The sequence below is a fragment of the Parafannyhessea umbonata genome, assembly GCF_012844235.1.
GTDB lineage: Bacteria > Actinomycetota > Coriobacteriia > Coriobacteriales > Atopobiaceae > Parafannyhessea.
Genome location: NZ_JABAGR010000005.1, coordinates 62389 through 85070, shown reverse-complemented (window position 1 = coordinate 85070; position 22682 = coordinate 62389). Strand labels below are relative to the sequence as shown.

The 22682-nt window shown below is 64.4% G+C and carries 17 protein-coding genes; 7 read left to right on the top strand and 10 right to left on the bottom strand.

What is annotated here, in order from left to right:
* Positions 1-9 precede the first annotated feature (9 nt).
* From HF885_RS06090 to HF885_RS06065, 6 genes are all read right to left on the bottom strand, one after another.
* Positions 10-1485 carry a YfcC family protein gene (locus HF885_RS06090; RefSeq protein ID WP_235927336.1) on the bottom strand — a complete coding sequence of 492 codons (1476 nt, stop codon included), beginning with the start codon at positions 1483-1485 and terminating at the stop codon, positions 10-12.
* Between the two features lie 288 nt (positions 1486-1773).
* Positions 1774-3372 (bottom strand): YfcC family protein, encoded by a 1599-nt coding sequence (locus HF885_RS06085; RefSeq protein ID WP_170104050.1) that lies wholly within the window; start codon positions 3370-3372, stop codon positions 1774-1776.
* Positions 3373-3748: 376 nt separating this feature from the next.
* Complete coding sequence (locus tag HF885_RS06080; protein WP_170104048.1) at positions 3749-4879, bottom strand: aminotransferase; 1131 nt, start codon at positions 4877-4879, stop codon at positions 3749-3751.
* A 73-nt stretch (positions 4880-4952) separates the two neighbouring features.
* Complete coding sequence (locus tag HF885_RS06075; RefSeq protein WP_170104047.1) at positions 4953-6434, bottom strand: amino acid permease; 1482 nt, start codon at positions 6432-6434, stop codon at positions 4953-4955.
* 154 nt (positions 6435-6588) lie between these two features.
* Entirely contained in the window at positions 6589-7584 is a 996-nt protein-coding gene (argF, locus tag HF885_RS06070; protein WP_170104045.1) for an ornithine carbamoyltransferase, read from the bottom strand.
* A 118-nt stretch (positions 7585-7702) separates the two neighbouring features.
* Complete coding sequence (locus HF885_RS06065) at positions 7703-8956, bottom strand: arginine deiminase (protein WP_170104043.1); 1254 nt, start codon at positions 8954-8956, stop codon at positions 7703-7705.
* Positions 8957-9566: 610 nt separating this feature from the next.
* Here HF885_RS06065 and ppk1 point away from each other — a divergent pair.
* The 6 genes from ppk1 to HF885_RS06035 all read left to right on the top strand — a co-directional run bounded on the left by ppk1 (position 9567) and on the right by HF885_RS06035 (position 17151).
* Complete coding sequence (ppk1, locus tag HF885_RS06060; protein WP_170104042.1) at positions 9567-12395, top strand: polyphosphate kinase 1; 2829 nt, start codon at positions 9567-9569, stop codon at positions 12393-12395.
* A gap of 86 nt (positions 12396-12481) precedes the next feature.
* Positions 12482-13798, top strand: a complete 1317-nt coding sequence (gene rlmD, locus HF885_RS06055) for a 23S rRNA (uracil(1939)-C(5))-methyltransferase RlmD (RefSeq protein ID WP_170104170.1) — start codon at positions 12482-12484, stop codon at positions 13796-13798.
* 132 nt (positions 13799-13930) lie between these two features.
* Positions 13931-14116, top strand: a complete 186-nt coding sequence (locus HF885_RS06050; protein WP_170104040.1) for a ferredoxin — start codon at positions 13931-13933, stop codon at positions 14114-14116.
* A gap of 118 nt (positions 14117-14234) precedes the next feature.
* Positions 14235-14864 carry a Maf family protein gene (locus HF885_RS06045; protein WP_170104038.1) on the top strand — a complete coding sequence of 210 codons (630 nt, stop codon included), beginning with the start codon at positions 14235-14237 and terminating at the stop codon, positions 14862-14864.
* Positions 14849-15865: a P1 family peptidase gene (locus HF885_RS06040; RefSeq protein ID WP_170104037.1), complete on the top strand. Its 1017-nt coding sequence runs from the start codon at positions 14849-14851 to the stop codon at positions 15863-15865. Before HF885_RS06045 ends, HF885_RS06040 begins: the two co-directional genes overlap by 16 nt.
* A gap of 173 nt (positions 15866-16038) precedes the next feature.
* Complete coding sequence (locus tag HF885_RS06035) at positions 16039-17151, top strand: glycosyltransferase family 8 protein (protein ID WP_170104035.1); 1113 nt, start codon at positions 16039-16041, stop codon at positions 17149-17151.
* A 265-nt stretch (positions 17152-17416) separates the two neighbouring features.
* Here HF885_RS06035 and HF885_RS06030 read toward each other — a convergent pair whose 3' ends face one another.
* The gene (locus HF885_RS06030) at positions 17417-18448 is read right to left on the bottom strand and encodes a glycosyltransferase family 2 protein (protein ID WP_170104034.1); all 1032 of its coding nucleotides are present in this window, start codon (positions 18446-18448) and stop codon (positions 17417-17419) included.
* A 64-nt stretch (positions 18449-18512) separates the two neighbouring features.
* Positions 18513-19712 (bottom strand): UDP-galactopyranose mutase, encoded by a 1200-nt coding sequence (glf, locus tag HF885_RS06025; RefSeq protein ID WP_170104033.1) that lies wholly within the window; start codon positions 19710-19712, stop codon positions 18513-18515.
* 203 nt (positions 19713-19915) lie between these two features.
* Here glf and pta point away from each other — a divergent pair, with 203 nt between their 5' ends.
* A complete protein-coding gene (gene pta / locus HF885_RS06020; protein WP_170104032.1) occupies positions 19916-20893 on the top strand; it encodes a phosphate acetyltransferase in 978 nt (325 codons plus the stop codon).
* Between the two features lie 118 nt (positions 20894-21011).
* On the opposite strand, the gene HF885_RS06015 is transcribed toward pta, so the two are convergent.
* Entirely contained in the window at positions 21012-22001 is a 990-nt protein-coding gene (locus HF885_RS06015; protein WP_170104031.1) for a DUF5692 family protein, read from the bottom strand.
* 57 nt (positions 22002-22058) lie between these two features.
* Positions 22059-22652 (bottom strand): TetR/AcrR family transcriptional regulator, encoded by a 594-nt coding sequence (locus HF885_RS06010; RefSeq protein ID WP_170104030.1) that lies wholly within the window; start codon positions 22650-22652, stop codon positions 22059-22061.
* Between the last annotated feature and the right edge of the window lie 30 nt (positions 22653-22682).

Genomic DNA, 22682 nt, shown 5'->3' with positions numbered 1-22682 from the left:
CAGGTACGCCTACAGCACCACCATCGCGACGGCGAGCACCGCCACGTTCACGATGGCCGTCACCAGCACGACCTTGCCCACGAACTTGAGCCACGTGCCGTACTCCACGCGCGAGAGCGCAAGTCCGCCCATGATCGCGCCGTTCGCGGGCGTAAAGTAGTTAACAACGCCACTTGCAGCGGCGAACACGTTGATCATGATGGCCGGGTTGAACCCAAGCGACTGCGTCAGCGGCCCCATGATGGGCATCGAGATCGTCGCCATGCTCGAGGTGCCCGGAATGAGGATGGACAGCAGGAAGTACAGCACGTAGCTTCCCGCGGCAAACACGACGGGTGACGTGCCGTTGAGCGCAGCCGCCACGTGGTGCAGCACGTAAAGCGAGAGCCCCGTCTGTCCCATGAGGATGGCGACCCCGCGCGAGAGGCCCACGATCATCACGACGCCAGTCATCTCTCCGCAGCCAGAGAGAAACGTGAACACGAGCTCGTGCTCGTCGAAGCCCGCGGCGATGCCGATCACGATCGCCATGACGAGGAACCACGTGGTCGACTCCGCGAAGTACCACTCGCCCAGCGGAACGCCCGTGAGGAAGGACGACCATCCCGCGTCGTCCACGACCTCGTTTGTGAGCGTCCCCTTGGCGTCCTTCGGGGTGACGCTAAGGCGTCCCAGCTTGTCCGCCTCGTACTGGCGCTCGATGTCCTTCGCCGTCACGGTCTCGGTCACCTCGTGTGACCTCGAGCCCGCACAGAACGCGTCTATGCCAAGCTTGCCCCAGGGCACGAACCCCACGATCATCACAAGAAACGAGAGCCCAAACAGCCACAGGACCACCTTCTGCTTGCGCGAGAGCGGCTCGTACTGGTTGCCGGCGGTCGTCGTGTCGCCGTACGCCTCCTCCGAGGCCGCGACCTCGTCCGCGCTCATGAGCGTCCGCGAGCGGTCTGCCTTCACGCCTTTCGCATACCTCATCACGAAGTACACTGAGACGAGGTAGGACGTGACAAGAAGCACCAGACCAAGACCGATGACCACGCCTTGGTCCGCGACGATTCCGCTCGACGCCAGCACGTCCGCGGCAATGCCCGTCGCGAACGGGTTCACCGTCGAGCCAAGGCAGCCGACGCCTGCGCCGAGAAGGACCATCATCGCGCCCGTGAGCGCGTCGAACCCCGCGGCCATCATGGTCGCGGAAAGTAGCGCGTAGAATCCGACCGTCTCCTCGCAGAAGCCGTACGTGCTGCCCAAGATCGCGAAGATGAGCATGAGGACGGGGATGAGCTTGAGCTCGTTTCCGCCCATCTTGCGCACGAGCGCGCCAATGCCCGCGGACAGCGCGTCAGTCTTGTTCACGATTGCCAGGAAGCCTCCGAGCACAAAGACGAAGAGCGCGACGCCATGGCCGTCCTTGAAACCGTTCACAGGGGACATCATGAGGTTCCCAAACGGAACGGCCGTCACCTCGCTCGTAAAGCGTGACATTACGAGGCTGAGTATCGCTATTGCGAACAAAAGAATGAACATGATGGAGAACGATGTGAGCATTCTCCGCTTGTGCCCAGCTGACATACGGTACACCCTCTCATGAAAACGGGCCGCCCATGCGGCCCAACCATTCGATAACAGATGTACTGTAACATCTTCGTAACATGAAATTCTTACATGTTTGCAGACGTGGGCAACCTTCGGTAAACGTGCCGCTGCCAAGCCGTGCATCCCAAAAAGGGCGCCTCCCGAGGGAGACGCCCTTCTCTGCCTCTTGCGCGCAGGCTACGCCGGGATGGCGACCATCGCGATGGAGAGGATGACCATGCAGGCGACCGAGATCGCGATGACGATCTTGAGCGCGAACTTGACCCAGGTGCCGTACTCGATGCGGGACAGGGCCAGGCCGCCCATGATCGCGCCGGAGGTCGGGGTGATCAGGTTCACGACGCCGCACGCGGCGGAGAAGACCATGATCATGATCGCGGGGTTGAAGCCGAGCCTTGCGGCCAGGGGCCCGAGGATGGGCATGGACAGCGTTGCCAGGCCGGAGGTCGACGGGATGAGGAAGGACAGCAGGAAGAGGAGCAGGAACGAGCCGATGGTGAACACGACCGCGGGGGTGCCGTTGAGGGCGTTCGCGGAGTTCGCGAGGACCAGGTTCGCGAGGCCCGTGCTCTTCATGAGGACGGAGACGCCACGGGAGACCGCGATGATCATGACGACCGACATCATGTCGCCGGCGCCCGCCATGAACGTGTCGACGATCTCGTGCTCGGAAAGGCCACCGATGATGCCGATGATGATGGCGAGGAGCAGGAACCAGGTGGTGGACTCGGCGAAGTACCACTGGCCGAGCGGGGTGCCCGTCAGGAACGCGGACCAGCCGGCGTTGTCGGTGACGGTGGTCGTGAGCTTGCCCTTGACGTTCTTGTCGAGCTTAAGGGTGCCGAGATCGTCGTCCGAGTACTGCTGCTCGATGTCAGCCGCGGTGACCGTGGAGGTCTCGTCGTGCGAGGAGGAGCCGGCCACGAACGCGTTCACGCCGAGGTCCTCCCAGGGCACGAAGGAGATGACCATGATGATGAAGGCGGCCGCGAAGACCCAGAGGACGCCCTTCTGCTTGCCGGTGAGGCTCTTCTTCTCGCCGGACTCGTTGTCGCTGGCATAGGAGGCGAGGGACGCGTCGATCTCATCCTGGCTCATGAGGGACTTGGAGGGGTCGGCCTTGACGCGCTTGGCGTACTGCAGGACGAAGAAGACGGAGATCGCGTAGGAGACGACGAGGAGGACGAGGCCGAGGCCGATGACGACGGCCTGGTTGACCTTGATGCCCATGTCGGTGAGCGCGGAGCTCGCGATGCCGGTGGCGAAGGGGTTCACCGTGGAGCCGAGGCAGCCGACGCCGGCGCCGAGCAGCACGATCATGGCACCGCTGAGGGAGTCATACCCTGCGGCGATCATGGTGGCGGAGAGCAGGGCGTAGAAGCCGACGGTCTCCTCGCACATGCCGTACGTGGTGCCGCCGAAGGCGAAGATCGCCATGAGGATGGGGATGAGCTTCAGCTCGTTGCCGTTCATCTTCGCGACGAGGACGTCGATGCCGGTCGCAAGGGCGTCGGTCTTGTTCACGATGCCGAGGAAGCCACCGAGGACCATGACGAAGAGACAGACGTCGACGGCGTCCTTGAAGCCGTTGACGGACGCCATGGTGAAGCTGCCGAGCGTGGCGCCGGTGACGGTTCCCTGGATGTCCTCATAGTGGAACGAGGTTCCGTTCAGCAGAATCGAGATGATTGCCACGAGGGCCAACAGAATGAAGATGATCGAGAAAGACGTGAGCATCTTCCTCTTCTTCTTCGGCTGCGCTGTCGTATCAGACATGACCGCAACTCCTTTCGGCGCAAGGCGCCCTTGAACTTTACAGCGCCTGTGTAACACCATCGGTACACAAAACGCTCAATTCCGCTATATATCCTACACGCATTCCCCAAATCTCGTCCACGCGGTTCGTGAGCGTTATCCAATAGTCGGTGAGTTGTTACACGGACATTATTTACAGAATTCGATGCGCCCACCAGCGAAACTAAGCCGCTTGCCGATGCATGGGTTTTGCACGCGCGACAAATGCCAGCTCAAGGTCATGACGTCATTTTGGGTCACAGGGAAATTCCTCTCACCCCGCTGTATTCAATATGAAGAAGCGGATATGTATTATGCATATCCGCTTCAAAAATATTACTGTTTTCGTCAGAAGTCTCTACTTGTCGTACTCCGCAAGCGCGTCGCCGAGAAGGGCAAGCCCCTTCCTCAGGACGTCCTCGTGGCAGCAGTAGCCGAGCCTTGCGCCGTTAGGCAGCTCGAACCTGGTGCCGGGCACGAGCAGCACTCCCCTCTCGCCCAGGATCCTCTTGCAGAACTCCTCGTCCGACTCGGGAATGTCGAGCTGCAGGTACGAGACGGACACGCCCTTCGGGTCGTTCCACTTCGCACGGGGCTGCCCCTTCACCCACTCCGCCACGATGTCGTGGTTCGTGTGGCAGATCCTGCGGTTGCGCTCGAGGATGGTCTGGCGATTCTTCAGCACGTACGTAGCGAGGATGTCATTGAACACGCCGGCGCAGATCATGGAGTAGTCCCTGTAGACGCGCACGCGCTGGGCGACGTCCTCGTCCGCGACGACCCAGCCGATGCGGGCGCCGGGGGTGGAGTACGTCTTGCTCACGGAGTTCGTGACGATGGCCTTCTCGTACACGTCGGCCATGGACCAGTAGTTCTCCGTGTCGTCCATCGGCATGTACACCTCGTCCGACAGGACATACGCGCCGACGGACCTCGCGATGTCAGCGATCTGCTCGAGCGTGTCCTTGTCCAGCACGCAGCCCACGGGGTTGGACGCGTTGTTGATGCAGATGAGCTTCGTGTTGGGCTTGACGAGGCGCTTCAGCTTCTCGATGTCCGGCTTCCAGCCGAGTCCCTCCTCGAGCTCCCAGTAGTCGACCTCGGCACCAAGCTGGCGCGGAACCTCGTAGAGCGGCGTGTACGTGGGCCACTCCGCCACGACGTGGTCGCCGGGCTCGATGAGCACGTGCATCGCGTTCAGGTTCGCGCCGGTGCAGCCGTTCGTCTGCAGGATCCTGCTCGGGCTCACGGGGTTGCGATACAGCTTCGCCACCTCGTCCTTGAACTCCGGGGACCCCTCGATCCAGCCGTAGTTCATGACCTCGCGGTTGAGGCTCTCATAGAACGTCGCACCCTCCTCGCCGTCGAGGGCCATCAGCTCGTCCATCGTGAACGAGGCGAAGGTGGACTGCGCGATATCCCACTTCGCGCTCTTCTCGTACACGTTCAGCCAGTCCTCGCAGCCGATGAGCTTGATAGGGTTGTTCATAGGTTCCTCCTTACACAGAAGGGCGAGAAGCACATCAGCCCCTCGCCCTTCGCTGGTTTAGATTGCCCTTCGCCTAGAAGACGGGGATGATGCCCACGGCGGTGAGGGGAATCGAGATGATGCCGGCAATGGCGATCACGACGGCGAGGACGACCTCGCTCTTCACGATGCCGCTGCCCTCGGCGTCACGAGCCTGCTTGTAGAAGAAGAAGCCGGGAATGTAGCCCAGGCAGGCAAGCAGCAGGAAGCCCCAGCCCGTGAACAGGACGCCGACGACCTGGAACAGCAGCGCGAGCACGCCGATGACCATCTGGCCCGTGTCGTTGTTGGCCTTTGCGAGCTTCACCTGGTAGGCGGCGGCATATGCCCACGTGACGACGATGGTGACGGTGCACATCGAGATCGCGAAGGTGTAGGCGTCCGCGGCGAAGGTCGCGACGATGATGAAGATCTCGGTCAGGGCGCCGACGATGAGCAGCGAGTACTGCGGGGAGTTCTTCTTGTTCAGCTCGCCCCACTTCGCGGGCAGCTCGTGGTGGTCTGCCATCATCGAGGAGACCTCGGCGGGCAGCATGGTGAAGGACAGCCAGGAGCCCGCGACGGAGATGATGATCGCCCAGCTGATGAACGCGCCGCCGAAGCCGGGGAGCATGTGCTCGAACACAGTGATGGTGGCAGGCTTCGGGGCGGCGACGAGCTCCTTGTAGGGAAGCACGCCATACGGGATCACGGAAGCGCCGATGTAGAGGACGAGAAGAACGACGAGGCCGAGGATGGTGGCAGAGCCGACCTCGGACTTCTTCTTCGCGCGGTTGCTCATGACGGACGCGCCCTCGATGCCGATGAAGACCCACATCATGACGAGGATGCACTGGGTGACCTGGTGCGCGACGGAGCCAAGGCCCGTCTTGTTAGCGGCCATGATCACTGCGTTGCGCTGCGCGGTGCCCCAGAAGTCGGCGGTGAAGACGCCGGCGTTGAAGCTCACGACGGCGAAGACGATGAAGAGAAGGATGGCGGCGCACTTGACGACCATGACGACCGCGTTGAGGAACGCGGCGGACTCGACGCCGTTGATGACCAGGAAGGTGATGGCCCAGAGGAGCACGGAGACGACCACGACGCCGACGACGGCGGGGTTGCCGGTCTGCGGGTTGGAGAACACGCCGGGCAGAAGGCCGCCGAGGCAGTACTTGGAGCCGAGGACCTGGGCGATCATCGTGGCGAAGCCGACGTTGCCAAGCCATGCGGACAGCCAGTATCCCCAGCCGCTTATGAAGCCGTGGAACGGACCAAAGCCCTCCTCGGCGTAGGCGCACACGCCGTCGAGCTCAGGGCGCTTGGAGCCGACGTATGCGAGCGCGAGGGCCAGGAACAGGAAGCCAAGGCCGCACACGAGCCACGCCACGAGCGCGGCGCCGGGGGACGCGACGTTGGCGAGCTGTCCGGTCAAGGCGAAGACGCCGGAGCCGATGCAGGACGAGACGACCATGCCGACGAGGCCGAAGAAGCTTACGCCGTTAGGGTTGTCGACCTTTGCGTTATCGTTTGCCATGAAAATCCTCCCTTTATGTAAGGGACACCCATAAAACAACATATTTAATAAATTGTTTTATAGTTTCGAACATTAAAAATACAATTTGCAACCGAGGCATCAAAAGAGCCTCCGCGGTCAAGCCGCGGAGGCTCAACAGTATGCTACGACCTGACTACTTCAGGGTCGCGTACATGACGGCCTTGATGGTGTGCATACGGTTCTCGGCCTCGTCGAAGACCTTGGAGGCACGGGACTCGAAGACCTCGTTCGTGACCTCCATCTCGGTGATGCCGAACTTCTCGGCGACCTCGGCACCCTTCTTGGTGTTGGTGTCGTGGAAGGAGGGCAGGCAGTGCAGGAAGATGCAGTCGTCGTGGGCCTGGCTCATGACGTCGGAGGTGACGCGGTACGGCTCCATCAGAGGGATGCGCTTCTTGTAGAGCTCGTCCGGCTCGCCCATGGAGACCCAGATGTCGGTGTAGATCGCGTCGGCATCCTTGACGCCCTCGTGGACGTCCTCGGTCAGCTTGACGGTGGAGCCGTTCTGGGCCGCGATGGCCTCGCACTCCTTGACCAGGTCGGCGGAAGGCATGTTCTCCTTGGGGCCGCAGGCGACGAAGTTGACGCCGAGCTTGGCGCAGACGACCATGAGGGAGTTGCCGACGTTGTTGCCAGCGTCGCCCATGAACGTGAGCTGACGGCCCTTGATGTCGTTGTTGAAGTTCTCCTTCATGGTGAGGATGTCAGCGAGCATCTGGGTGGGGTGGAACTCGTTGGTCAGGCCGTTCCAGACGGGGACGCCGGCGTACTTGGCGAGCTCCTCGACCTTGGACTGCTCGAAGCCACGGTACTCGATGCCGTCGAACATGCGGCCGAGGACGCGGGCAGTATCGGCGATGGACTCCTTGTGGCCCATCTGGGAGCCGCTGGGGTCAAGGTAGGTGCAGCCCATGCCGAGGTCATAGGCGCCGACCTCGAAGGAGCAGCGGGTACGAGTGGAGGTCTTCTCGAAGAGAAGGGCCACGTTCTTGCCCTCGAGGTAACGGTGGGGAACGCCGGCGCGCTTCATGTTCTTGAAGTCGGTGGAGAGGTCCAGGAGGTAGTTGATCTCCTCGGGAGTGAAGTCCAGAAGCTTCAGGAAGTGACGGCCACGAAGATTGACGCCCATGTTGTTCCTTTCTATATCTGCACCCCAACGCACTTTTTGGTGGGTATGCAGTCTGACTAAACGTACTAATGCCGGGGACGCCGAGGCGTCCCCGGTCTAGCCAAAGGTTAGCTAGGACTTAGATGTCCTCACGCTCGAACGGCATGCTCATGCAGCGGGGACCGCCACGACCACGGGACAGCTCTGCGGACGGCACGACGATGAGGTCGAGGCCCTCCTTGTACAGAACGTCGTTGGTGACGGAGTTGCGCTGGTAGACGCAGATCTTGCCAGGTGCGACAGCCAGGGTGTTGGAGCCGTCGTTCCACTGCTCGCGCGCAGCCGCAACGGGGTCGCCGCCACCGCACTTGATGAGCTTGATGGCGTCGACGCCGGTGGCCTTCTCGAGGATGTGCTCGAGGGTGTCGTTGAGCTCCTCGATCTTGACCTCGCCCTCGGCAGCGCCCTTGGTGAGCCTGAAGACCTGCAGGGTGCCCATGATGCCCGGGTGGATGGTGAACTTGTCAACATCGATCTGGGTGAACACGGTGTCGAGGTGCATGAAGGCACGGGACACGGGGATGTTGAAGGCGTAGATGTCGGTGATCTCGCACTTCTCGGCGTTGTCGCCCCAGAACATGTTCTGTGCGAGGGCGTCGATGGCGGCAGCCTGGGTGCGCTGCGAGATGCCGATTGCGAGGGTGTGGGCGTTGATGTTCAGGACGTCGCCACCCTCGGTGTGGAACGCGCTGTCACGACGGTACCAGAGCGGAGCGTCCTTGTAATCGGGGTGATCGCGGAAGATGTACTTGCCGAGCAGCGTCTCGCGGTTGCGCGTGACAGAGAACATGTGGTTCAGGTTCACACCACGGCCGACGACCGCGAACGGGTCGCGGGTGAAGTAGGTGTTCGGCATCGGGTCGACGAGAAGATCGGTCTCGCCGTCCTGGTCGGTACCGACGAGCTCGGACAGGGTGCTGCTGGACCTGACGGGCAGGTCGATCTCGTTCTTGCGGAGACCTGCGATGCACTTGTCGACGAAGGCCTTCGTGTCCTTGATGGAGTCCATGTACTCCTTGACGGCGGCACGAGCCTCCTTGCCCTTGAGACCAGACTCGTTCAGCCACTGCTGCGTGAACTCCTCGCGGGAGCCTGCGGCATCGAGAGCCTCGGCAACGAGCTTCTCAAGGTAGAGAACCTCGACGCCCTGCTCGCGGAGCAGCTCGGCGAACTTGTCGTGCTCGGCCTGTGCGACCTCCAGGAAGGGGATGTCGTCGAACAGAAGGCGCTCGAGGTCGTCCGGGGTGAGGTTCAGGAGCTCCTCGCCGGGGCGGTGAAGGCAAACCTTCTTCAGGGGACCGATCTCGCTGTGGACGTAGAGTCCGTTAGCCATGTCCTCCCACTCCTTTCGCGTCGGGTAAACCCGACTAACGAGATGAATAAGACGCTGCAATCGCTACGTGCTACCAAACCAGCGAGCTGACTCGGAAACTGGCGTCGAACTTGCAGCTCCAACAATAACGCCAAAACCAACTATATCCAATAACTTTTTTCGAAATAGGCAAAGTTTTTCTTGTTGGGGGAACGGTAGCAAAGCGCCCCCAAACGGTTCATTTGGTTTGGTTGAGTTGAGTTTACGCTGTCTTTACCTGCATATTTCTAGATTCCTATCGTGCACTATTAGAAACTACCCGCGCAAAAGAGCGTAATCAGCCCAGTGACTCAAACGCGTTATTGACAGCATAAATATACTATCAAAATGAGCTTATATTCACTATTACGACAACACCATATATGCGGGGAAAACGAATCGCCACGCGTACGCTGCCCCCCCACGCGGGAAGTCCCGTGGACGCTACGTCGCCCCGCGGTTACGTCTGCGTAATGATTGGCCGACGAGCGACGCCGTGCCCGTTCGAGCGATAAAATCTAATACCTACACCAGCCGCGCGCCATGCCCTTGGCACGCGGAGGCCAAGGCGACTCGGGACGGACGGAAGGCAATGGGAAAGAAGAAGAATAAGGACAAGGCGACGGCCGCGGACTCCACGACCGACTTTGAGCACACCGAGGCGGCCCTCGAGAAGCGGGCCGCGAAGTACGTGAGCGCGAAGGACCAGAAGGACGCCCATGCGAAGGCCCGGGACTTCTCGTATACGCAGAACAGGGAGGTCAGCTGGCTACGCTTCGACAACCGCGTGCTGGACGAGGCGTTCGACGAGACCGTTCCCCTGTTCGAGCGGCTGAAGTTCGTCTCCATCTTCGGGAGCAACCTCGACGAGTGGTTCATGATCAGGATCGGCGGCCTGAGCGACCTGACGCTGCTCAAGCACCAGCCGCGCGAGAACAAGTCGAACCAGACGCCGTCCGAGCAGATCGACACCGTGCTCGGGATGCTGCCGGAACTCATCGCGCGGCAGGGGCGCGCGTTCGCCTCGATCGAGAGGAGCCTTGCCGAGCACGGCCTCACGCGCGTCGCGAGCGAGGACCTGACGGATGCGGACAGGGCGCAGATCAAGCGCACGTACGACCTGTCCATCGCGCCGATCATATCTCCCATGATCATCGACCCCAGACACCCCTTCCCCAACCTCCGCAACGGCAACCTGTACGTGACGTGCGCGCTTGACGGGGAGGACGAGAAGGGCCTTCTGGGCATCGTGGAGGTCCCCACCTCGCTCGGGCGCGTCATCAAGCTCCCCTCGACGGAGCGCGAGTATCGCTACATCCTGATGGAGGACGCGATGCTCGAGATGCTGAGCGGCTGCTTTGGCGACTATGCCCCCACCGCCTCCGCCGTGATCCGCGTGACGAGAAACGCGGACATCGACCCCGACGGCGAAGGCGTCGAGGAGGAGGAGGACTACCGCCAGCACATGAAGAAGGTGCTGAAGCGCAGGCAGCGCCTGCAGCCGGTGCGCCTGGAGGTCGAGGGCTACCTCCCCGAGGAGCAGCTGACGGAGGTTCGGGAGCGGCTCGGCCTCACGAGCAAGCGCGTGTTCCAGACCGACATGCCGCTCGACCTGGACGGCTACGTGTACGGGCTCGAGGGAAAGATCCCGGAGGCCTTCCGCCCCGCCCTCGTCTTCGACCCGTTCGTACCGCAGGTCTCGCCCATGGTGGACGCCTCGCGTCCGATGCGGCCGCAGGTGGAGGACCACGACGTTCTTCTCACCTATCCCTACGAGAGCATGTCCCCCCTGCTGCAGCTGCTGCGCGAGGCCTCCGGCGACGACGCGTGCATCTCCATCAAGATCACGCTGTACCGCGTCGCGAAGCGCTCGAAGCTCTGCGAGAGCCTCATAGCCGCGTCCGAGAACGGCAAGGAGGTCACCGTCCTGATGGAGCTGCGCGCCCGCTTTGACGAGGCGAACAACATCGAGTGGGCGGACAGGCTGGAGCAGGCGGGCTGCACGGTGATCTACGGGCAGGAGGGCTTCAAGGTCCACTCCAAGATCTGCCAGATCACGTACCACGACGAGTCTGGCATCAGCAGGATCACCTGCCTGGGCACCGGAAACTTCAACGAGAAGACGGCGAAGCTCTACTCTGACTTCATGCTGCTCACGGCGCACAGGGGCATCGCGGAGGACGGCAACACGTTCTTCAGGAACCTGTCGCTTGGCAACCTGAAGGGCAGCTACAGCTACCTGGGCGTCGCACCGTCCGGCCTGAAGCCGCTGGTGATGCGTGGCCTGAACCGTGAGATCGGCCGTGCGCGCGCCGGCGAGCCCGCGCAGGTGTTCATGAAGATGAACTCCCTCACGGACCGTGACGTTATCGACAAGATTTCCGAGGCGTGCTTTGCCGGCGTGCGCGTTATGCTGGTGATTCGCGGCATCTGCTGCATCAAGGCGGACATCCCGCACAAGACGGAGGGTCTCATCGCCCACCAGATCGTGGGGCGCTTCCTGGAGCACGCGCGCGTGTACGCGTTTGGCGTGGACACGGACATCCTGTACCTCTCCAGCGCGGACATGATGACCCGCAACACCGAGCGCCGCGTCGAGATCGCGTACCCCGTGCTCGACCCCGCGTGCAAGGAGCGCGTGATCGAGTTCGTGAACCTACAGCTTGCAGACAACGTGAAGGCACGCAGGCTCACGCGCGAGGGCACGTGGGAGAAGCTGGCGCCCGCGGCGGACGAACCCCGGATCGACGCGCAGGAGCTGCTGCTTGCCAAGGCGTACCTCCAGACCGAGGAGTACGCGGACGCCGCGGTGGACGCGTCGCTCGTGGCAAAGGCGAACCCCATGCTCGAGGCGGACGCGAGCCAGACGCTGCAGGCGCTGCCGCGCATAGGCCGCTACGAGGTGGATGTGGACGGCGAGCCGCAGGTCAGGACACGCATCGTGACGCCAAGGGAGTTCGTGCGCGAAGAGCGCCAGATACTGGGCATCGGCGGCGAGTCGCACGCCGCGGCGGCCGCGTCGCACGCCGAGCCCGCGCCGACCGCAGGCGAGGCCCCCGCGCCGGCTACGCCCACGGCTCCCAAGCACATGAGCTCGGCCGAGAAGGACGAGGCGCCCTCCCCCGCGGAGGCCGCCCCCAACGACGAGCACGTGCCGGCCGCGGCCCCGGAGGTCCCGGCGGCAAGCGAGCCGAAGCCCGAGGGCAAGCCGGCGCCGCAGCCCGAGTCCAAGCCGCAGCCCGCGCCCGTGGACGCCCGCGTAATCGAGGAAGAGCCGCCCTCCGAGCGCACGTCCCGCGGCGACGCCCAGACCACGTCCATCGAGATCCGCAGGCCCAACCGCTTCGCAGTCGCCCTCAAGCTCATCGGGCTCGGCTTTGCGGAGCTCTTTACCGGAAACCTTACGCGAAGGAGTCGTTAGTGCCCACGCACCATAACAACCACGGCGGCAGCGCCCGCCAAAGGCCCATCGCACCACAGCAGGCGCCCCGCCCGCAGGACGGGCCCCTGCTCACCCTCAAGATAGAGAGGCTCGCCTACGGGGCGGACGCCATCGCCCACACGGACGAGGGCAAGACCGTCTTCGTCCAGGGCGGCGTCCCGGGCGACACCGTGGAGGCGGCCCTCGTGCAGGACGGACCGTCCTTCTCGAAGGCGCGCGTGACGCGCGTGCTGGACCCGTCGGCCGACCGCGTGCAGTCGCCGTGCCCGTTCGCGGGCGTCTGCGGCGGCTGCCCGTGGGCGTCCGTCTCGTACCAGGCTCAGCTCGCGGCAAAGCGCGACAACGTGGTAGACGCCCTCACGCGCATCGGCCACTTCGACGCAGACCGCGCCCGTCAGCTCGTGGCGCCATGCGTCCAGCCTGGCGAGCCGTGGGGCTACCGCAACAAGATCGAGCTCGCGTTCGAGCGCCGTGGCCAGCGAGCCGTTATCGGCATGCACGATGCCGGCGGCACGGGGGTGGTCAGGGTGGACCGCTGCCTGCTGCTCGAGTCACGTCACCAGAAGCTCGCGAAGGCCGTGTCCGGCGCCCTCTCGTACCTGTCGAACTCGCACGGGCTCGACATCGACCGCGTGGGCATCCGCGCCTCCAGGCGGACGCGCGACGTCGAGGTGGCGCTCTGGACGGAGCCGGGGGCGTTCCCGCGCGCGCAGGCCGCGAAGATCCTGGGCGACGCCACCTCGGCCACGTCCATCGTGCGCGTGCTCACCAAGGGCCCGAAGAAGGCGCGCCGCGTCGTGGGCGTGGAGCGCCTCTCGGGCGCGGGCAGCTGGACGGAGCTCATCGGCGACGAGCGCATGACCGTTTCCGCCCCCTCGTTCTTCCAGGTGAACACGAAGGGCGCCGAGAAGCTCGTGGACCTCGTGCTCGCAGGCCTTGAGCCAGGTGAGTCGGACGTCGCGATGGACCTCTATTCCGGCGCCGGGACGTTCACGCTGCCGCTCGCGCGCAGGACCTCGTGGGTGGACGCCGTCGAGTCCTACGGACCCGCCGTGCGCGACCTCAGGCGCAACCTCGAGCGCGCCGGCCTCGACAACGCCGACCCCGTGGGCGGTGACGCCGACCGCGAGTTCCCGGATTCCGACGCGGACGTGATCGTGGTGGACCCGCCGCGCGCCGGCCTTGCCCAGGACGTGGTGCGCAAGCTATCCGGTCAGCCCGCTCGCGCCATCGCGTACGTCTCGTGCGACCCCGCGACGCTCGCGCGCGACCTCTCGCGCTTCGAGCAGGAAGGCGCGTTCGCGGTTCAATCCGTCACGCCCGTGGACCTGTTCCCGCAGACGTACCACGTTGAGGACGTAACCATCCTGCGCAGACGCTGAGGCACGGAGCCTGCCGCCGCTGGCCGAAAAATAAATATGAGATTGGGGGTAGAACTCGGGCGCCCTTTAGAGTAAAAAAGTCATGTAACCCACTTGGGTATGGGACCCAAGGGTCTAGGAGAGGAATTCACCATGAAGGCTACTGTGAGCGAAGAGTGCATCGGCTGCGGCCTCTGCGAGAGCACGTGTGACGCCGTCTTCAGCATCGGCGACGAGGGCGTCGCCGTCGCCATCGACGAGGACATCCCCGAGGAGTACGAGGATGCCGCCAAGGAGGCCGAGGAGGGCTGCCCCGTCGGCGCCATCACCGTCGAGTAGCCTCGGGCACGTCGCACAGCGATTCGCCTAGAATGTTGGGGTCGCCCTCGGGCGGCCCCGTTTTTGTGCGACGCATGCCGCGCGCCCGCGTGCGCAGTCGTCGCCGGAAAGGAACGCCATGATCCTGGCATCTGGCTCGCCCCGCAGGCTCGAGCTGCTACGGCAGATGGGCTTCTCGCCCGTCGTGCGCCCCGCGAACATCGACGAGACCCCGCGTCCCGGCGAGTCTCCCACCGGCCTCGTGCTGCGCCTTGCGTGCCAGAAGGCGCGCGCATGCGAGAAGGGCCTGCCCGACAAGCTCCTGGGCCAGGTCGTCATCGCGGCGGACACCACGGTGTGGATAGACGGCCTGGAGCTGGGAAAGCCCCACGACGACGAGGACGCGCGCGCCATGCTGACGCGCCTGTCCGGAAGGACGCACCACGTCTCGACGGGCGTGTGCATGCTGGCACCCGCGGGCGAGGCCTCGTTCGTGGAGACGAGCTCCGTCACGTTCTTCGAGCTTTCGCCCGACCAGATCGACGCGTACGTCCAAAGCGGCGAGCCGCGCGACAAGGCGGGCTCGTACGGCATACAGGGGCACGGCCGGCTGCTCGTGAGCGGGATCGAGGGGGACTACTTCAACATCGTGGGGCTCCCCGTGGCGCGTCTTGCGCGAGAGCTGGACGCGCTTGTGGGAGAGGGCGCGGGAGGCAAGGTGTCCGTCGTATGCAGCGCGCTGAGAGGAGAGCCATGTCTGGGCAGGTAGGATCGGGAGTCGTGACTTCGGGCGGCGAGTGCCTCGGGCCCCTTGGGGGCGTCGCGCAGATAGACGGCGTGTACGCCGCGAGCGTCACGAACGAGGGGGCCGGCACGGGCTGCACCGTGATCGTGTGCCCACGGGGCGCCACGGGCGCCGTGGACGTGCGCGGAGGGGCGCCCGCCTCGCGCGAGACTGACCTGCTGAGGCCGGAGGAGACCGTGGACGTGCTGCATGCCGTGGTGCTGTCCGGCGGCAGCGCGTTTGGGCTTTCAGCCTCGTGCGGCGTCGCGGAGGAGCTGGAGCGGCGCGGCATAGGGGTGGACGTGGGCGTGGGCAGGGTGCCGATCGTATCCTCCGCGTGCCTGTTCGACCTTGCGTGCGGCGCCCCCGACGTGCGGCCCACGGCCGCGGACGGGGCACGTGCTGCCGCCCTGGCGCTGGACGGCCCGCACGGGCCCCTCGCGTGCGGCAACCACGGCGCCGGCACGGGGTGCACCGTCGGCAAGTTCCTGGGGCCCGAGCGCGCGATGAAGTCCGGCCTGGGTGAGCACGTGGAGCGTGCGGGAAAGCTCGTGTGCGGCGCCGTCGCTGCCGTGAACGCCCTGGGAAACGTCGTGGACCCCGCGACCGGCGCCCCCGTGGCAGGCGCTCTTGCCCAGGACGGGCGCTCGATCGCGGTCGATGCGGACCCGATCGCCGCCGTTGCGGCCGCCGCGCCGTGGCTGAGGTCGAACACGACCATCAGCTGCGTGGTAACGAACGCCCGCCTGACGAAGGCGCAGGCCACGAAGGTGGCCCAGATGTCCGCGGACGCGTACGCGCACGCCATAATGCCCACGCACACCACGAACGACGGCGACACCGTGTTCGTGATGGCGACGGGCTCGGTCGAGGCGCCCGTGGACGCGGTGGGCATGCTCGCCGTGAGGGCCCTCGAGGGGGCCATCGTGCGCGGTGCCCGCGAGGCACGCTCCGCGTACGGCTTCACCGCGGCCAGCGACCTCTGACGCCACAGAGGGGCCGCGCCCTTCTCGCCCACGGCGCGTATCGTGTTACCTATCGGCAATCTGTGGCGCGAGCGGGGGCCGCGTTTTGCGCTCTGATACACTCACGTTGTCACATCAGCAACTTGTCTCGCCTGCGCCGGCGCCCAAGCCAGCTCAGGCACCTATGGGGTTTTATGCCTACCAGCTCATCGTCTGAACCCGGCATGCTCACCAGGCTCTCGTGCACCGTCGAGGAGATGGGCCTCGCCCTCGACGACGTGGTCATCCTGCTTGCGTGCAACGAGTACTTCGTGCCGTACACCGCGGTGGCCATCCAGTCCATCGTCGAGCACATGTCACCGGAGCGCCACTACGACATCGTGGTGCTCACGCGCGACCTGACGCAGCGCACCATCGACTCCCTTGTGGGGCACCTCCCCTACCCCAACATGTCGCTTGGCTTCCTGAACCCGGAGGTCGCACTCAAGGGCACGAAGCTCCCCCACCACGGCCACTTCAGGCCCGAGACGTTCTTCCGCCTGCTGGCGCCATGGCTCCTTCCCAACGTGAAGAAGGCCGTGTACCTAGACAGCGACCTCGTGGCGCTCACGGACGTGGCGGAGCTGTTTGACACGGACGTCGAGGGCTGCCTCCTGGGGGCCACGCGCGACGCGGACACCGTTGGCATGATGCTGGGCTACGACGGCACCGTCGGGCCGTACCTCGAGAACGAGATCAAGCTCACGGACCCCATGCAGTACTTCCAGGCGGGCGTGCTCGTGATGAACCTCGAGGCGTTCCGCTACGCGTTCACGGTCGCGGACATGCTGAGCCTGTCGACCGTCCACGTGTGGCGCTGGCTGGACCAGGACATCCTGAACATGCTGGCCGACGGCAACTACGTCCGCGTGGACATGCGCTGGAACACCCTGATGGACTGGAAGGGCATAAGGCGCGAGAAGATCATCGCCCAGGCCCCGGAGGAGCTCCGCGAGCAGTACGAGACCGCGCGGCAGGACCCCGCCATCGTGCACTACGCCGGGCCGGACGACCGCCCGTGGGACTACCCCGACTGCGACATGGGTGCCTACTTCTGGGACTATGCCAAGAGGAGCGCGTTTGCCGACGTGCTGGAGGAGCGCCTGCAGCAGTCCCAGACCACCGTCGCGGGCAAGCTCGACCGCGCGAAGGTGAGCGTCATCTTCAAGGGCATCATGCCTCTGGTGGACAAGACCTTTCCCCCTGGCACGAAGCGCCGCACGAAGCTCATCAAGGGCTACGTCGCAATCGGCGGCGACCTGGGATAGCGGCCATGCGCGACGTGCGGGCCTGAGGGGCGCGACGTAGTCCCGAATGGCGCGACGCGGCTCGCCCAATTCGCATATCGCGATATGCGAATTGGGTCACTTGTGCCTCTAGCTGCGAAAACGTAAAAGGGGACCTTGTCGCAAATCGCGATTTGCGACAAGGTCCCCTTTGTGCGCGCCATTTCGGCACGCTATCCGGCGCCCGCTCCTTGCACGCGGCTCTCGCGCGTCGCACGGCGTGCTGCGTGCGGCGACACGTGCGCGGCTAGTTGAACTTGACGAGCTTCTGGGCGGCCTTGTACAGACCGATGGTGGTCTTCTCGCCCACCTTGGTGGGAAGGTTCGTGAACGTGCCGACGACGCCGTGCTTCGCGTGACGGTACATGCGCGGGTCGTACGCCTTCAGCTCCGCCCAGAGCTTGTCGAGCTCGTCCATGGCGTCGGGGCGGTCCGAGAGGCGCGAGAACACGGAGCAAATCGCCATGATGATGGTGAAGTAGCTCAGCATGTAGCTGCGGAGCTTCGCGCTCTTGATGTCGTCGTAGAGGTGGTACGACTTCATCATGACGCGCGCGACGCGCCAGTAGTGGTCGATGCGCGAGGTGAGGACCTTCTCGTTGACGGACTGGTCCTCGCGGCCGATGAAGTAGCGGTAGAGGTCGACCGGAAGGTAGTACAACGTCTTGCAGCGTGGGAACGGCACGTACGCATAGATGTTGTCCACGTAGAACGTGTGGGGCGGCATGGGCAGGCCGCCGTCGCGCAGCACGTCCGCACGATAGCAGAGAGAGTGCATGAGCAGGTACTTGCTCATGCTGAAGTGGCCGATGTCGTCCCAGGTGAAGATCTTGTTCTTGGGGAGCGCCTCGTAGCTCACGTAGTTCTGCTTGCCGTCCTCCACGTGCTCGTACACGTAGTTGGATATGACGAGATCCACCCTCGTGCCCAGCTCCTCGAAGCGCCTGAGCTGCCTCAGGAGCGCCTTCAGCGCGTCCGCGTCCACCCAGTCGTCCGAGTCGACCACCTTGTAGTAGGTGCCCTCCGCGTTCTCGAGCCCCTTCATGACGGCGATGCCGTGTCCGCCATTCTCCTGGTGGACCGCCTTGACGATGCCGGGGTACCGGCGCTCCCAGTCCTGCGCCTTCGCGAGGGTGTCGTCCTTGGTGGAGCCGTCGTCCACGACGATGATCTGGACGTCCTCCGCGTAGTCGCTGCCCTCGAGGATGGACGAGATGCAGTGGTCCATGTACGCGGAGGAGTTGTAGCAGGGTATCCCGAAGCTCAGAATCTTGTTCATATGGTTCCTACATGCCAAAAGCCGGCCGACGCGCAAGCGACGGCCGGCACCCTATCGATTGTTCCTAGTGGTTCGAGATGAGGTCGTCGGACAGCTCGAGCGCCGAGGCCGTGACGCCGTCCATGTCGTAGTAGCGGTACTCCGCGAGCCTGCCGACGACGTGGAAGTTCAGGATGTCCTCCACGCGCGCCTTGTAGCGCTTGTACAGCTCGATGTTCTGCGGCTCGTTAATGACGTAGTACGGGGTCTCGCCCACGCCGGGCAGGTACGTCCTGGAGTACTCGCGCAGGATCGTGGTCTTGCCGGGAACGACCTGGCCGGTCATGTTCTTGAACTCCGTGATGCGGGTGAAGTTCTCGGACACGGTGTAGTTGACGGTGCCGACCGGCTGGAACTGGTCCTCGTCCAGGGTCTCGAACACCATGTCGACCGTGCGGTACGGAAGCGCACCGAGGTCGAAGCCAAACAGCTCGTCGAGGGCGCCCGTGTAGATGACCTCGCCGCCGTACGGCTGGCCGCACACGTTGACGTGACCGTCGCCCAGGGAGAGCAGGTCGCGGGCGTCCACGTCCAGGAACACGGAGATGAGGTCGTGGTCGAGCATGTGCTCGAAGAGGTCCGTGTACGAGACGGCGGGCATGCCCTGGTGCGGGGCCTTCGGGAAGTAGCGGTCGTCGTCACCGACGAAGACGGGCACGCGGCCCATGACGGACGGGTCGATCTGGTCGGGCGTCTTGCCCCACTGCTTCATGGTGTAGTGCAGGAAGACGTTCTCGTACACGTAGTCCGCGACCTCCGCGAGCTCGGGGTCGTTCTTCTCCCTGAGGTCCATGATGGGGACCTTCTTGTCCTCGCCGAAGGCAGCCACGAGCTTCTGGTACAGGTGCTCGCCCTTCTCGTCGCCAAACGCGAGCTTCAGGGACTGGTGGTTGAAGGGCACGGGCATCAGCGTGCCGTGGATGTTCGCCAGCACCTTGTGGTTGTAGTCCGTCCACTCCGTGAAGCGCGAGAGGTACTCGTGCACGCGCTCGCTCTGGGTGTGGTAGATGTGCGGACCGTACTTGTGGATCAGCACCCCGGCGTCATCCAAGCAGTCGTACGCGTTGCCGGCTATGTGGTCCCTGCGCTCGATGATGGCAACCTTGTCGCCGCAGGCCTCCGCAAGACGACGTGCGCAGACAGCGCCGGCGAATCCCGCGCCCACGACGATGACGTCGTAGTTCTGGGGGTTGAAGCCCTCGGGAAGACCTTTGGTGATACCCATGTCGATTGATTCCCTTCATGTACTGGCGCCGCCATCCACGGCGGCGACCATTGCTCTGGCCCGCGCGCGGCGGGCGTTCACGGAGCCGATTCTATCACGAGGGCATATAATACAGGACTGCCGGGGAAAATACCCAGCCGACGTGCACAATCGTCGTTCAAGTGCGTGGCTTTGGCCGCGCGTGGCAAGGCAAAGGAGCTTTAATGAGCGATTTTCTGGAAAGAATGAAGAAGGCTGCCAAGTCCAGCAAGAAGACGATCGTCCTGCCCGAGGGCGAGGATCCCAGGACCATCGAGGCCGCGAAGAAGATCGTCGCCGAGGGCCTGGCGAACCTCATCATCCTAGGCGACCCCAGCAAGATAGACGTGCCGGGCGTCACGGTGATCGACCCGCGCAACGCCGAGAAGCACGACGAGTACGCTGCCGCCTTCGCCGAGCTCCGCAAGAAGAAGGGCGTCACGCTGCCCGAGGCCATGGAGCAGATGAACGACGCCACCTACCTCGGCACCATGATGGTCAAGATGGGCGACGCCGACGGCCTGGTCTCCGGCGCCTGCCACTCCACCGCAAACACGCTGCGCCCGGCGCTGCAGATCCTGAAGACCGCCCCCGGCACGAAGCTCGTGTCCGCGTTCTTCATCATGTGCACCGACAAGGCGGAGTACGGCGAGGACGGCACCTTGCTGTTCGCCGACTGCGGCCTGAACATCGACCCCACGGCGGACGAGCTGTCCGAGATCGCCATCGCGTCCGCGGGCTCGTGGGAGAAGTACATGGGCACCCAGCCGAAGGTGGCCATGCTGTCCTTCTCCACCATGGGCTCCGCCAAGGGCGAGGTGCCGACGAAGGTCCAGGAGGCGACCGAGCTCGCCCACGAGAAGGCGCCCGAGCTCTCCGTCGACGGCGACCTGCAGCTCGACGCGGCGCTCGTGCCGTCCGTCGCCGCGCTGAAGGCCCCGGGGTCTGCCGTCGCCGGCAAGGCGAACGTCCTGGTCTTCCCGGACCTCGAGGCCGGCAACATCGGCTACAAGCTCGTCCAGCGCTTCGCCGGCGCCCAGGCGTACGGCCCGATCCTGCAGGGTATCGCGAAGCCGGTGAACGACCTCTCGCGCGGGTGCTCCGCAGACGACATCGTGGGCGTCGTGGCCATCACCGCGGTCCAGGCCCAGATGGCAGAGTAGCCGCCACTAAGCGACCCGCGCACGCGCTCCGTGCGCAACGGGGGCGCCGCCGCAGACCACGTGCTGCGACGGCGCCCCCACTTCTTTATGTCATACCCGCAAGCGCGGGCGCGCGGGCCTACGCCACGTCGGCGCGGCGGGCAGTTGCCTGCTCCCAGTCGCGCGTGCCGCGGAAGACGTCCTGCTTGTACGGGTTCACGCCAAGCTTCTTCGCGCGGTACGCGATGTAGCAGATGGCCGCGACGTTCGCCGCGAGCGCGACGACGGAGACGGCGGTCGCGACGGCAGGGTTCAGCGTCGAGTGCGTCACGAAGACGGACTTCTCCTGGAACGCGGGAAACACCTGGGCGAACATGCACCAGATGGCAAGCGTGTTCGCGCGGTTCTGGATCCAGGCGCCCTTGTTCCACAGGGCGTTGGCCACCGTGGGCGCAAGCAGCAGGGCAAGGCCGCAGTACCAGGCGTGGTGCGGCAGGCAGTTGTAGGTGTAGCAGAAGTTCCAGACGTCGTACGCCACGATGAAGACCCACGTCATGTCGGGCCAGAGCATGTCGCGGCCGTCCTTGGAGGAGTACACGCTCCACCACGCCGTCATGCAGAAGATGTTGATGAGGCCCGCGACGCCGTTGAACACGTTGTTCCAGCCGGCAAGCTGCTTGGCGCCCTCGGACGTGACCCACGTGGACTGGCCAAGCGCGAAGTAGTGGTACGCGCTCTCGAAGTCGGAGCACACGGCGATCAGGATGTTGATGGCGACGATCACGAACGGGAAGGCGCGGAACCACCTGGCCTTGCCCAGCTTCCCCCACTCGTACTTGATCGCCATGAAGCCTATGCAGCCGGCGAGCGCGGCATACACCTTCGCGTAGTGGAACCAGCTGTTCTGGTACACGTGCGTCGGGTTGGTGAGCGCCCACTGCTGGCCCTGGGCCACGCCGACGGCGATCGCGACGCAGTACACGGTCATCGCGACGGGCAGCACGCCAAACATCACGATTCCGCCGAGCTTTGACCTGCGGGCGAACTCGTTGAGCACGATGAGCCCCACGAAGACCATCACCCAGCCCAGAAGCTGGAACGGCAGGTTGGCACTGTGGTCGAACAACATGACACTTCCCCTCTCGAGAGGCTGACAGGCACGTGCAAGCCGTCGCGCGCGGCGCGGCTAGTCCGCGGTGTTGGTTGGGTCGAGGTCTAGGTGGAGCGTGTCGGAAATCAGGTCCGCCACGAGCTCGTCCGGCGCCTCGGGATGGGTCCTCATGTAGCTCATGAGGCCGATGATCAGCAGGTAGAACTCCTCGTAGGGATGGCGCACCTCCACGTGGTGGTAGCACGCGTACTCGGGCACGACCACGGACGAGAAGTACGTGGCGAGCGTGCTTGCGACCTGTTGGCTGAAGCGCTGGTAGAGCTGGGCGTTCTGGCTCTTGCGAAGGTCGGTGCGAAACGAGTCCCTGTCGAAGAGGTGCAGCCTCAGCATGGCGACGCAGCTCCCGAGCGCGCCCGCGACGTCGCCGCGCACGCGCTTCTCGTCCCACTGCCGCACGGCCTCCACGAAGCCCTGCACGTATCCGTCCAGGATGGCGGCTGTGACCTCGTCCTTGTGCGTGAAGTAGTGGTAGAACAGGCTTCGCGTCATGCTGGCGCGCGCCGCGATGTCCGTCACGGAGGTGCGGTCGATGCCGCGCTCCTCGTACAGCTCGCGTGCCGCGCGGACGATCTGCTCGCGCCTTGCCTCCGCCGCCTCTGCCTTCGACATCGCCACCTCCTTCGCTGACACCGTGTCAAC

Coding starts and splice junctions, on each gene's coding strand:
- HF885_RS06040 (WP_170104037.1), top strand. CDS start 14,849: ATGTCTGGGCAGGTAGGATCGGGAGTCGTGACTTCGGGCGGCGAGTGC.
- HF885_RS06050 (WP_170104040.1), top strand. CDS start 13,931: ATGAAGGCTACTGTGAGCGAAGAGTGCATCGGCTGCGGCCTCTGCGAG.
- HF885_RS06010 (WP_170104030.1), bottom strand. CDS start 22,652: ATGTCGAAGGCAGAGGCGGCGGAGGCAAGGCGCGAGCAGATCGTCCGC.
- HF885_RS06045 (WP_170104038.1), top strand. CDS start 14,235: ATGATCCTGGCATCTGGCTCGCCCCGCAGGCTCGAGCTGCTACGGCAG.
- HF885_RS06030 (WP_170104034.1), bottom strand. CDS start 18,448: ATGAACAAGATTCTGAGCTTCGGGATACCCTGCTACAACTCCTCCGCG.
- glf (WP_170104033.1), bottom strand. CDS start 19,712: ATGGGTATCACCAAAGGTCTTCCCGAGGGCTTCAACCCCCAGAACTAC.
- ppk1 (WP_170104042.1), top strand. CDS start 9,567: ATGGGAAAGAAGAAGAATAAGGACAAGGCGACGGCCGCGGACTCCACG.
- HF885_RS06065 (WP_170104043.1), bottom strand. CDS start 8,956: ATGGCTAACGGACTCTACGTCCACAGCGAGATCGGTCCCCTGAAGAAG.
- pta (WP_170104032.1), top strand. CDS start 19,916: ATGAGCGATTTTCTGGAAAGAATGAAGAAGGCTGCCAAGTCCAGCAAG.
- HF885_RS06080 (WP_170104048.1), bottom strand. CDS start 4,879: ATGAACAACCCTATCAAGCTCATCGGCTGCGAGGACTGGCTGAACGTG.
- HF885_RS06085 (WP_170104050.1), bottom strand. CDS start 3,372: ATGTCTGATACGACAGCGCAGCCGAAGAAGAAGAGGAAGATGCTCACG.
- HF885_RS06035 (WP_170104035.1), top strand. CDS start 16,039: ATGCCTACCAGCTCATCGTCTGAACCCGGCATGCTCACCAGGCTCTCG.
- HF885_RS06090 (WP_235927336.1), bottom strand. CDS start 1,485: ATGTCACGCTTTACGAGCGAGGTGACGGCCGTTCCGTTTGGGAACCTC.
- HF885_RS06075 (WP_170104047.1), bottom strand. CDS start 6,434: ATGGCAAACGATAACGCAAAGGTCGACAACCCTAACGGCGTAAGCTTC.
- argF (WP_170104045.1), bottom strand. CDS start 7,584: ATGGGCGTCAATCTTCGTGGCCGTCACTTCCTGAAGCTTCTGGACTTC.
- HF885_RS06015 (WP_170104031.1), bottom strand. CDS start 22,001: ATGTTGTTCGACCACAGTGCCAACCTGCCGTTCCAGCTTCTGGGCTGG.